11 protein-coding genes are annotated in these 9,869 nt (G+C 47.5%); 6 read left to right on the forward strand and 5 right to left on the reverse strand.

Annotation, left to right across the window (positions count from 1 at the left end; all coding sequences use genetic code 11):
- Nucleotides 1–260: 260 nt before the first annotated feature.
- Entirely contained in the window at nucleotides 261–815 is a 555-nt protein-coding gene (locus QT974_RS25045) for a glutathione S-transferase family protein (RefSeq protein WP_333471114.1), read from the forward strand.
- A gap of 229 nt (nucleotides 816–1,044) precedes the next feature.
- On the opposite strand, the gene QT974_RS25050 is transcribed toward QT974_RS25045, so the two are convergent.
- From QT974_RS25050 to QT974_RS25060, 3 genes are all read right to left on the reverse strand, one after another.
- On the reverse strand, nucleotides 1,045–1,182 hold the full coding sequence (locus QT974_RS25050) for a photosystem II reaction center protein K (protein WP_068815178.1): 138 nt from the start codon (nucleotides 1,180–1,182) through the stop codon (nucleotides 1,045–1,047).
- Between the two features lie 60 nt (nucleotides 1,183–1,242).
- Nucleotides 1,243–2,373: a tRNA guanosine(34) transglycosylase Tgt gene (gene tgt, locus QT974_RS25055; RefSeq protein ID WP_333471115.1), complete on the reverse strand. Its 1,131-nt coding sequence runs from the start codon at nucleotides 2,371–2,373 to the stop codon at nucleotides 1,243–1,245.
- Nucleotides 2,374–2,723: 350 nt separating this feature from the next.
- Complete coding sequence (locus QT974_RS25060; RefSeq protein ID WP_333471116.1) at nucleotides 2,724–3,170, reverse strand: hypothetical protein; 447 nt, start codon at nucleotides 3,168–3,170, stop codon at nucleotides 2,724–2,726.
- A gap of 260 nt (nucleotides 3,171–3,430) precedes the next feature.
- Here QT974_RS25060 and cobS point away from each other — a divergent pair, with 260 nt between their 5' ends.
- Nucleotides 3,431–4,228 carry an adenosylcobinamide-GDP ribazoletransferase gene (cobS, locus tag QT974_RS25065; RefSeq protein WP_333471117.1) on the forward strand — a complete coding sequence of 266 codons (798 nt, stop codon included), beginning with the start codon at nucleotides 3,431–3,433 and terminating at the stop codon, nucleotides 4,226–4,228.
- A gap of 143 nt (nucleotides 4,229–4,371) precedes the next feature.
- Nucleotides 4,372–5,298: a Uma2 family endonuclease gene (locus QT974_RS25070; RefSeq protein ID WP_333471122.1), complete on the forward strand. Its 927-nt coding sequence runs from the start codon at nucleotides 4,372–4,374 to the stop codon at nucleotides 5,296–5,298.
- Between the two features lie 93 nt (nucleotides 5,299–5,391).
- Here QT974_RS25070 and QT974_RS25075 read toward each other — a convergent pair whose 3' ends face one another.
- Complete coding sequence (locus tag QT974_RS25075; RefSeq protein WP_333471118.1) at nucleotides 5,392–5,874, reverse strand: GNAT family N-acetyltransferase; 483 nt, start codon at nucleotides 5,872–5,874, stop codon at nucleotides 5,392–5,394.
- A 329-nt stretch (nucleotides 5,875–6,203) separates the two neighbouring features.
- On the opposite strand from QT974_RS25075, the gene QT974_RS25080 reads away from it, so the two are divergent.
- Nucleotides 6,204–6,455, forward strand: coding sequence for a hypothetical protein (locus QT974_RS25080; protein ID WP_333471119.1), 252 nt, complete (start codon nucleotides 6,204–6,206; stop codon nucleotides 6,453–6,455).
- A gap of 301 nt (nucleotides 6,456–6,756) precedes the next feature.
- On the opposite strand, the gene QT974_RS25085 is transcribed toward QT974_RS25080, so the two are convergent.
- Entirely contained in the window at nucleotides 6,757–8,505 is a 1,749-nt protein-coding gene (locus QT974_RS25085; protein ID WP_333471120.1) for a hypothetical protein, read from the reverse strand.
- A gap of 506 nt (nucleotides 8,506–9,011) precedes the next feature.
- Between QT974_RS25085 and QT974_RS25090 the strand changes: the two genes are divergently transcribed.
- Both QT974_RS25090 and QT974_RS25095 read left to right on the forward strand, forming a co-directional pair.
- Nucleotides 9,012–9,242, forward strand: coding sequence for a hypothetical protein (locus QT974_RS25090; protein WP_333471121.1), 231 nt, complete (start codon nucleotides 9,012–9,014; stop codon nucleotides 9,240–9,242).
- A gap of 44 nt (nucleotides 9,243–9,286) precedes the next feature.
- Nucleotides 9,287–9,502: a hypothetical protein gene (locus QT974_RS25095; protein ID WP_333471123.1), complete on the forward strand. Its 216-nt coding sequence runs from the start codon at nucleotides 9,287–9,289 to the stop codon at nucleotides 9,500–9,502.
- The last annotated feature ends 367 nt before the right edge of the window (nucleotides 9,503–9,869 follow it).

Below are 9,869 nucleotides of genomic sequence, written 5' to 3' on the forward strand. Positions count from 1 at the left end.
GTTATTGGTTATTGGTTATTGGTTATTGGTTATTGGTTATTGGTTATTAGTTATTAATCACCAATTATTTGGTTGGTAGTCATTAGTCGTTTTTCCCACCATAACATCAGCAGTCTCAGAAGGTTCTAATTTCAAATGGTCAATTCCCAATCAACAACTACCAACTACCAATTACCAATGTCAACTGTCAACTGTCAACTGTCAACAGTCAACTGACCAAAAATGCTATAACAGCAATATTGTATTCAAGGAAAAATATTGTGTTGAAACTTTACGGCGGAGCCCGTAGCAGGGCCTCAATTGTCAAATGGTATCTCGAAGAAATAGCGGTTCCCTACGAATTTGTCTTGCTGGATATGCAAGCAGGGGCGCATTTGCAGCCCGAGTTTCTTGAAATTAATCCGATCGGCAAAGTACCCGCAATTGTGGACGGAAATTTTAAACTTTGGGAATCCGGGGCAATTTTGCTGTATTTAGCTCAAAAATATGGTAAGATGCCCGACACTGTGGAAAAACAAGCCGAAATTGTGCAGTGGGTCATTTTTGCTAACGCCACTCTCGGCCCGGGAATATTTGTCGAAGCCAGCCGCGATCGCGAAACCCCGAAATTGTTAGAACCGTTAAATCGCATTTTCGAGAAACAGCAGTTTTTAATGGGCGATGAATTCGGTGTCGCCGATGCAGCAGTCGGATCGATGTTGATTTACATTCCGATGATGCTACAGGTAGATATGGGTCCTTACCCGGCTGTTTTAGATTACATGAAGCGGATCTCAGAAAGACCGGCATTTAAAATTGCGATCGGCGGAAGTTGAAGGAGATTCGGTAACGGATTTTTTAACGGATACGCGACTTGTGCGCTGCGAACCGAGAAACCGGGTTGTTTGCGGAGATTGAGGGTTTTAATTGAGTATTTTGCTGAAAAACCCGGTTTCTGGTCACCCATGAGTACAGAACTAGCATACAAGCAAGAACTACACAAAACTTAACAGCTAAAAGCAGGGACAATTGGTGAATTGCCCCTGCTTTTTAATGAAATGAAACTTATCTGAACCCGACAGCCGCTTGCCAAACAAAAGCTAGCAGCAAGAAAAACACGGGAATCACTGGCAAAACATTAACCAAAGGGTCAAAGATCGCATAAGCCTCGGGCAGTTTAGCCAACAGTAATGCAGCTTCCATGAATCAACCTACCTATCCAACACAATTTTAATAATTGTCGCATATCTTTACCCAAGCCAATCACGATCGATCGACAGTTGGTGTCAGCCAGTGGGCAAACTCTTCAGTAAATCGATCGGCCAAAATTGCCTCCCGCATCCTCCCAGTAAAGCGAATCAACTCTGTCACGTTGTGGAGCGCCAGCAAAGTATAGCTGAGTGCTTCCTTCGCGCGCGCCAAATGTGCCAAATAAGCCCGGCTGAATTTTTGGCAGGTATAGCAAGGACAAGACTCATCCAGCGGAGCAAAATCCTCGCGAAACCGAGCATTTTTCAAATTCCAGCGTTCCCCGCGCACAAAAGCTGTGCCGTGACGCCCCAGCCGAGTCGGAATCACGCAGTCAAACATATCTACACCACTCGCCACAGCCAGCGCCATTTCGCGATAGGTGCCAATCCCCATCAAGTAACGGGGTTTACTTGCCGGCAACAGGGGCGCAGTAGCTCTCACAATCTCTGCAATCAAATCTCCCGATTCCCCGACGCTAACTCCGCCGATCCCATAACCGGGCAAATCTAAATCTACCAACTGGTTCGCCGCGCGCGATCGCAAATCGGGGAAAACGCCCCCCTGCACGATGCCGAACAAAGCTTGATCCGGGCGCGAGTGAGCCTGCATACAGCGTTGCAGCCAGCGGTAAGTGCGATCTGTGGCCGCCTCCACCTCGTCCCGCGTAGCTGGGTAAGGGGGACACTCATCAAAGGCCATAATCACGTCAGCGCCCAACTCGTTCTGAATCTCGATCGATTTTTCCGGCGTTAAATTAATGATGCGGCCGTCGCGGGGAGCTCGAAAAGTCACCCCATTCTCCGAAATAGTCCGCATTTGGCTCAAGCTAAACACTTGAAAGCCGCCCGAATCTGTGAGAATCGGGCCGGGCCAAGCCATAAATTTGTGCAATCCGCCGGCACCTGCGACAATCCGTTCCCCGGGCTGCAAGTGCAAGTGATAAGTATTTGCCAAAACCATTTGAGAACCCGCGTCCTCAAGATGTGCTGGTGTCAAGGTTTTGACATTAGCCAACGTCCCCACGGGCATAAATTTAGGCGTTTCCACAATACCGTGGGGAGTGGCAAACACCCCCGCACGTGCTTGGGTATGGCTGCAATTAGCCTGACATTTAAAAGAAAATTTCGCCTTGTCTTCAGTCATTAGTCACCGTCGATCGTTAACCGCTACACGGACTGCCGTGTTATCTAATCTATTGTTGATGACATCGCGACAAAAATTTCACAACAAAGCCCAAAAACGGATATCGTGCCACGTACTGCTCCCAGCATTTTAGATTTTAGATTGAAGAATTGGGAATGACTGATGACATAAAGCTTTGGAACACTCTGCCGACAGTTGCATTCTTTTTGGTAACTTGTATGAGGTCGTGGATGGCAAAAAATCTTAGACTCTTGTTCAAGCTCCCAGATTCATCTGTAGAGTAAATCTAAAATCTAAAATCTAAAACTTGTAGAGCGAAGTCGAAGTATCTAAAATCGACTGACTGACGGCTAAAATGGGGAATCATCCTCATCCAGTTGCAGATCCCAGTTCCCTGAGAGTACCTGATCTACCACCGCATCCAAAGCAGCGGCGTTTAAATTTCTGGCGACTTGCTCTTGCAAAGGATTGGAGAGAGGAATTAACCGCAACTGGCGTCCGTCTTGCATCAGGTCAAAATAAGCACCTTCTTCAGCGGACTGTTTCAGTTCCAGATAATCAAAACTATACACGTTCAAATAAAGCGCGTGGTTGGCAATCAGGGTAGAGCGATCGGGGTTGGCGAAGACTTCAAACACATAACCTTCTCCCTCGCTGTAAATCTTGCCATCTTGTATGTGAAGGTAGCGGACACGTCCTAAATCAAACAGCAATCTTTTGATATCGCGCTTGTTGACGACAATGCCTGTATCAATGATGCAAGGAGCAACTACCCTGTTATTTAATTGGTCACTCATGGAGCAAAAGCCTCTGTTATAGTATGTTCCCGTCTTGGAAATCAGGGAGTTAGCTAGAATTTTTGGTTCGGGAAACGCTGAACTTGAGTTTAGCAGTTTTAGATGGCGAGCTTGGGGATCGCTGCGGGGCAAAGGTTTCCGGGGAAAACAGCGATCGGCGTCAGGAATGCCCCATCCAAAAGACTAGAGTGTTACAGTTCCAATTCTGGCACACGCTAATCGATTCGCAACTGCATAAAATATGAAAAATTTTCTATCTTATGATGGATGATAAATTGGTTCGCTCTACGATCGACTTTTTCCGGAATCAAGGCGCTGCCATCGCTGCCGCCGTGGCTTTTTATACTTGCTTGCCGGTGCCGATGTCTTGGACTTTGGAGTTTCGGGGGATTGCTCGCTTGGCACCGGCGATCGGGCTGTTGATTGGCGGGATGCTGGGACTCGCGGATTTTGGCTTGCAATTGCTGGGTATGCCTGCTCTGACTCGATCGGCCTTAGTAGTAGTTTTAGGCATCGCGGTGACTGGCGGGCTGCACCTAGACGGGGCTATGGACGCGGCGGACGGGCTGGCCGTACCCGACCCAGTTCGCAGGCTGGAAGTGATGCGGGACAGCGTTACAGGGGCCTTTGGGGCGATGGCTGCGATCGCGATCGTCCTGCTCAAAACCGCCGCTCTCTCGGACTTGAACAACTATCGGTGGCTGGCTTTGATGGGTGTGGCGGGTTGGGGCAGGTGGGGCCAACTGGTGGCGATCGCCCGCTATCCGTATCTCCGCCCGGAGGGTAAGGGAGCTTTTCATAAAGAATCGATTTATTCACCTTTTGATTTTATCCCAGGAGTGCTGTTATTGCTAAGTTTGAGCTTGCTGCAAGTTGTCTTGGAGGGCGATCGCTGGCTGTTGGCGGTGGGGATGGCTTTGGGGGGAAGTGCGATCGGAATTTTTGCCGGAGCCTGGTTTAACCACCGTTTGGGCGGCCACACGGGCGATACTTACGGTGCTGTAGTCGAGTGGACGGAGGCTTTGTTGCTGTGTCTTTTGGCGGCATTGCAAGGGTGAACAGTTGACAGTTGACAGCGAGTGACAATGATTAAATCACCGTCTATTTTCAGCTACACAATCACCTACACAAATCGATCGACAATCGCTATGCTGTGGTAATAGAGCATCAGTCCGATCGCCAGGTCGATCGCGTACCAGCCATGACCCAAAGTCTCAGTGCGACAGGGTTGCCCCCAGCCTTCCCCGATCACACGCAACTCCCCGAATCTGACGGTACTTTTGTGAAAAATTTCCAAGAGCATCCCCAGAGCATCCTGCTCACCGATTCCCTAGAAACCACACTGCAAACACTTCACCCCGACGGACAATATGCGATCGGGCAAGACTGTGGCATTTACTGGCGCGAAACCGACCCACCGGAAAAGGGTGCCGAAGCCCCTGACTGGTTCTATGTCCCCAACGTTGGGCCTTTGTTAGACGGCGAAATTCGCCGCTCTTACGTGATTTGGCGCGAGTATATGGTGCCAATAATTGCGATCGAGTTTGCTAGTGGGGATGGTTCCGAAGAGCGAGACAACACACCTTTATCTCGTTTGCCAGAAGGTACTACTCAAAAACCAGGGAAGTTTTGGGTATACGAACAGATAATCCGCATTCCTTACTACGCCATCTATACAATTAAAACCAGCCAACTGGAAGTCTACAATTGGGTGAATGGTTGCTATTGCCGATTGGAACCGAACGATCGCGGACATTACCCGATCGACCGTATGGGCATAGAGTTGGGGGTATGGGAAGGCAGCTATCAAAATCAGACACAGCGGTGGTTGCGCTGGTGGGATAACCAGGGCAATTTGTTGCTTACCGGAAGCGAGCAAGCTCGACTCGAACGCCTCTGGGCCGAACAGGAACGACAGCGGGCGGAAGCCCAGAGTCAGCGGGCGGAAGCTGAAAGTCAGCGGGCCGAACAGGAACGACAGCGGGCGGAAGCCCAGAGTCAGCGGGCCGATCGCGCAGAGCAAACACAACGAGATGCTATCCCCCAACTTTTGGCAATGGGTTTGAGTGTGGAACAAGTAGCTGGGGCGCTTTCTGTATCGGTGGAGGAGGTGCAGCGTTTGAGATAAAGCTCTGCTTCTTTGTCCCTACTATTAAACCTCTGGCATAATTATTGTGGAACAGGCATCCTGCCTGTTAAGGACTATCTTTTTGCCAGAAATCTATTGCAACAACTTCTCCATAAATACAAGGCATTGACTATCGTTGTATCTATCAATTGGATAAAAGCCAAGCTTCCTATAAAATTTGAGTGCCTCTGGTTGTCGCTCTTCGTTTGCTAGGTCAAGCCTAATCTTCCAATAACCTGCTGCGAGTCCGAAATCAAAGAGTATTTGAGCCATTTTCCAGCCTAACCCTTGTCCTCGATACTCTTTGAGAAACCACATCCGCTTAAGTTCGCAGATTTCATCATCGAGTTTTCGGATTGCTCCAGTACCTACAACTTGCTCACCATCAACTAATACCAAGAAAGTGCCGTTATTGTCGAAATAGTGCGATCGTACATTCTCAATATCAGACATTGAATCATAGCAACTCAACTCATCCTTTGTGAGTAAGCCTTGCCAAATTTCTAGAGATACTGCAATGACTACTTGCTTGGCTTGTTCAATTTGATTTTGCTGTATTGGTTTAATTTCAACCATTTGCTTTGCTGTAAATCTTCACTACAGAAGCCAAATTATACCAACTATCCCAAGCAAGGGTTAGGCTGCGTCTGATTTGAGATTTTGAATAAGCACGGAAAGTATAATTCTGACGCATCATTTGCTGCTGGCGTGCGTCAGTTGTGAGATTGTTAGTAGACAGCGAAAATAACGCCCTTCCGGGGCACCCTACTTCTACCTCAACTCAGAGCTTCTTCCTGACGGTATAATAGGGGGAAATCCGCACTCAACAGCAAGGATTTTCATCCTGCTTGCTGGCAATCGCCGCGCTAGATTTGATACAGCAAACCTCAATCTTCTAAAAAGCTATGGAATATTTAATTGGTGCGATCGTCCTGGGAATGTTAATTTGGGCCGGGTTCGAGATTGTCCAAACCATCCGCAACTGGGAATCTAATCCCTCCCAGACTACTCAGAAAATTCAAGCTGAAATGGTCAAAGAGACATATTACGGTCAATTTGGCGGTGATGCGGTGGAGGGAGCGAGTAAAGCCGTCGAATCTGCTCCAAGTGCGATCGGTCATGCCCTCGAAAGCTTATCGCACTTCGTACACCATTAACAGGACGGTTTGTAGCAAGGACTTCAGTCCCGATCGACTAAAAACTCAGAGAGAGAGGACTAAAGTCCTGACTACAAACCAAACGGGTGATTGAGCTGAGTTTATCTAAAAATTGAAATTCCGAGCGACTAAAACTTAGAAAGAAGACTAAAGTCCTGACTACAAACCAAACGGGTGATTGAGCTGAGTTTATCTAAAGATTGAAGTTCCGAGCGACTAAAACTTAGAAAGAAGACTAAAGTCCTGACTACAAATAATGAATGGAAAATTAAATTTAAAATTTTCCATTCATTCTCAATTTTTACGCCTTCGGCTCAACCCAAACTGTCATCCCTTCAACCCTCAAACCTTTGCCGCGAGTGCCGCAATATTGACCGTTAGAACCAACAGGAGTATCGCCGACATTTTGAATGTGAGCGCTGTAAAACACATCGTACTTATCAGCTTGTGGCCCAGTCAGCCGCGCGGCAAATCCTTCAATTCGTTTAGCTTTGCCCCGGAAACCGGCTAATTCCCCTTCATCAATCCAAGCTGTATCGCCAACTCCTTCAACGTGAGCCATGTACTCCAAATTTAAACCCGCAACTGGAGGCTCTATTTTAATTTGAAAACCTTCGACGCGGCGGCCTTGAGCTTTGGTACCGGCATATTCTCGATCGCTAAAAGTGCGATCGCCAATTCCTTGAATGTGCGCCAACACTTTTAAACCCACAGGCGCCGCAACTTGAGAACTCGCAGACGGCGCGATCCAAACTTTGATGCCCTCAATTCTCAAAGCTTTACCGCGAGTGCCGCAATATTCGCCGTTGGAAGACACATTTGTGTCGCCGATATTCTGAATGTGAGCGCTATAAAATACATCATACTTATCAGCTTGCGGCCCAGTCAGCCGCACGGCAAAGCCTTCAATTCGTTTCGCTTGACCCCGAAAACCCGCTAATTCTCCTTCGCTAATCCAAGGAGTATCGCCAACACCTTCGACGTGAGCCATGTACTCGACATTTAAGCCGGGAATTGGTGGAGCGATATTAATTATAAATCCTTCGACGCGCCGTCCTTGAGCTTTGGTACCGGCATATTCTTGGGCACCGAAAGTTCGATCGCCAATTCCTTGAATGTGCGTCAAAACTTGCAATCCCAAACCGCCCTCTACTGGCACTTGTTGAATCTCGCGAGGTGCCCCAAAGACGATGTTACCCGAGCCGGTTGCTTGGAGAGATTTAGGTACTTCCACGCTAGGTACGATAATGACTTCGTGCATGGGTGCCGTCGCGGCGGGGGATTCCAAAATTTGGATTTGTGGCGCAACTGTAACTTGTTTCGGCGCAACATTTCCCGACGGGATGATAATCACTTCGGGCAGAGGTTCGGCGCCCATTTTTGGTTCGGTTGCTGCTTTAAATACGGGTTCGACTTTTGCAGGCGCTGCTTTTACCATCTGAGTAATGGTTAATTTGCCTCGGGAAATGGCGACGGCTATTTGTTTCCCAAAAGCGGCACTGACTGTTTCTTCGAGGATTACCCACTGTTCGTCATCTAATTTGTCTTGCTGTTCCACTAGGGCGAGCACTGCTGCAACTGGGTGTTTCCCGCTGACTAAGGATTCGGCGTCGGAATGCAGTTGAGTTGGGGTGGATTCGGAAATAGCGCGGTGGAGTTCGCGGGCTTTACCATGCACTGATTGTAAGGGCGCGAAGTCGCTTTGTTCCCGGTGGGCGATCGCCAATACTCGATCGAGGACTTTCAAAGCTGCGTCGCGAATTTCGGCTTTACCTGCGGAAGCTGCGACAGTCTCAACTAAGTTTTGGATGTCTTTGAGAGAAGTAATTTCTCCCGGTGCGAGGGCGGATTTACTGTGTTCGAGAGCTTTTTTTTGGACTTCTGCAAAGTTGCGACTGTAGGTAGCAATTTCTTGCAGTAAGCTGTCGGAAGGAGGAAGACCGGAGTCTTGCAGTTGTTTGGCTGCTCTTGAGAGGCGATCGGCTAAATTACCATAAGTTTCAGATAATCGGGCTATTTGTTGTAGCAAATCTTTATGTGCTGCTTCCATAGGTCTTGCGTAAATATTTAACTTGCTGATTATAGACGCTCACCGTCTTCTGAAGGTAGAAGCCACTAGCTAGCAGTCATTAGTCATTAGTCGCAGGGAATAAAAATGCTCCCCTGCTCGCACTCGGACACTCTTTACTCGTTCCCGACTGGTGCTGTATCTCGCCCAGAACTCGATAACCGCGACTTATCACCTCGACTGCGCCTGGCGCCAGCCGCTTGTGAGCCAGCCTCTTGCCCCCAACCGAGCCGAGGGGAGCCCAAGCTAGCGGGTTCGGATACTCTCTCCCCGTTTACCAGCTCAAGGGAGCCGCAGCTAGCGGGCTCTCCCCCTCTCCCCCGCGTGATCTCCGTCACATCCGTGCAATTACTTAGTCACACTTTGCGACTCCGGCTGTCACGGCTCGCCTCTAAAAATGTCACACAAATACAGCAATAGCCGTCACTGCAAAGTCAGTTAAAAGGGTTGATACTGAGGCTATTCAACCAATCCAACCCACAATTGTCATGGTACTAATTCGCGACCTGGCCCAACAAGCCCTGAGCTTAGGTTATCTAACTCTTGAAGCCGAAAATCAACTGCGGCGGATGTTAACTACTACTAAGTATGAATTAGAAGATTTAAATGCTTTTATGACTTTGCAACTGGCAGCTATGTCAGGTTTAGTCAAACAAGAGTCTCGCGAGCTGAAAGGTTTTGCAATTTTGGGCGAGACAGTTTCCAAAACTTCTTGTTAGTAAATAATTGTTATTGTGTATTAATTTTAATCAGGGAGTATTTTATTATGCTGATTCGTGATGTTGTCAAACAAGCTATTGCTGCCGGATATCTGAGTTTGGAATCTGAAAATCAAATGCAGCAGATTTTTTCTTCAGCAAAATGCGACCTGGAAGATTTGAATGCTTTTATGAGTTTGCAGCTAGCTGCGATGGCGGGTCGCGTCAGGCAGGAGTCTTTGGAATCGATAAATTTGCCAAATTGTTATGGAAAAAATTAATTCTGTTGATTCAGTGTTTCGGCGGATAAAAATTTATTTTATCACCATTTTTTATTTAATTTAAATAACTCCTGATTCGCTCTAATTAATCATCATAAGTTAACTGCAATCTGACTTTAATCGATATTAACTGATATTAACAGGAATTAGACAAAATCTTAGGTCGCAGGCAGGCAGGCAGGCAGACAACGCACATTTTACCGATATCAGTAGTGCGTCAAACATTTTTATTGCTTATTCCTCATCAAATCGAATAATTTCTGGAAACATTTACATAAGTCATGTTATTCTGCCTTTAGTCTGGCAGACACAAATAGACTTGAATTGCAAAAATCGGAAAACACCCTGAAATTATCTGCGTTTATCT

Source organism: Microcoleus sp. BM001215392, from assembly GCF_036700185.1.
Taxonomy (GTDB): domain Bacteria; phylum Cyanobacteriota; class Cyanobacteriia; order Cyanobacteriales; family Microcoleaceae; genus Microcoleus.

Bases quoted from the DNA above. Each gene is read 5' to 3' on its own strand.
- QT974_RS25050 (WP_068815178.1), bottom strand. From the start codon at position 1,182: ATGGAAGCTGCATTACTGTTGGCTAAACTGCCCGAGGCTTATGCGATC.
- tgt (WP_333471115.1), bottom strand. From the start codon at position 2,373: ATGACTGAAGACAAGGCGAAATTTTCTTTTAAATGTCAGGCTAATTGC.
- QT974_RS25060 (WP_333471116.1), bottom strand. From the start codon at position 3,170: ATGAGTGACCAATTAAATAACAGGGTAGTTGCTCCTTGCATCATTGAT.
- cobS (WP_333471117.1), top strand. From the start codon at position 3,431: ATGATGGATGATAAATTGGTTCGCTCTACGATCGACTTTTTCCGGAAT.
- QT974_RS25070 (WP_333471122.1), top strand. From the start codon at position 4,372: ATGACCCAAAGTCTCAGTGCGACAGGGTTGCCCCCAGCCTTCCCCGAT.
- QT974_RS25075 (WP_333471118.1), bottom strand. From the start codon at position 5,874: ATGGTTGAAATTAAACCAATACAGCAAAATCAAATTGAACAAGCCAAG.
- QT974_RS25080 (WP_333471119.1), top strand. From the start codon at position 6,204: ATGGAATATTTAATTGGTGCGATCGTCCTGGGAATGTTAATTTGGGCC.
- QT974_RS25085 (WP_333471120.1), bottom strand. From the start codon at position 8,505: ATGGAAGCAGCACATAAAGATTTGCTACAACAAATAGCCCGATTATCT.
- QT974_RS25090 (WP_333471121.1), top strand. From the start codon at position 9,012: ATGGTACTAATTCGCGACCTGGCCCAACAAGCCCTGAGCTTAGGTTAT.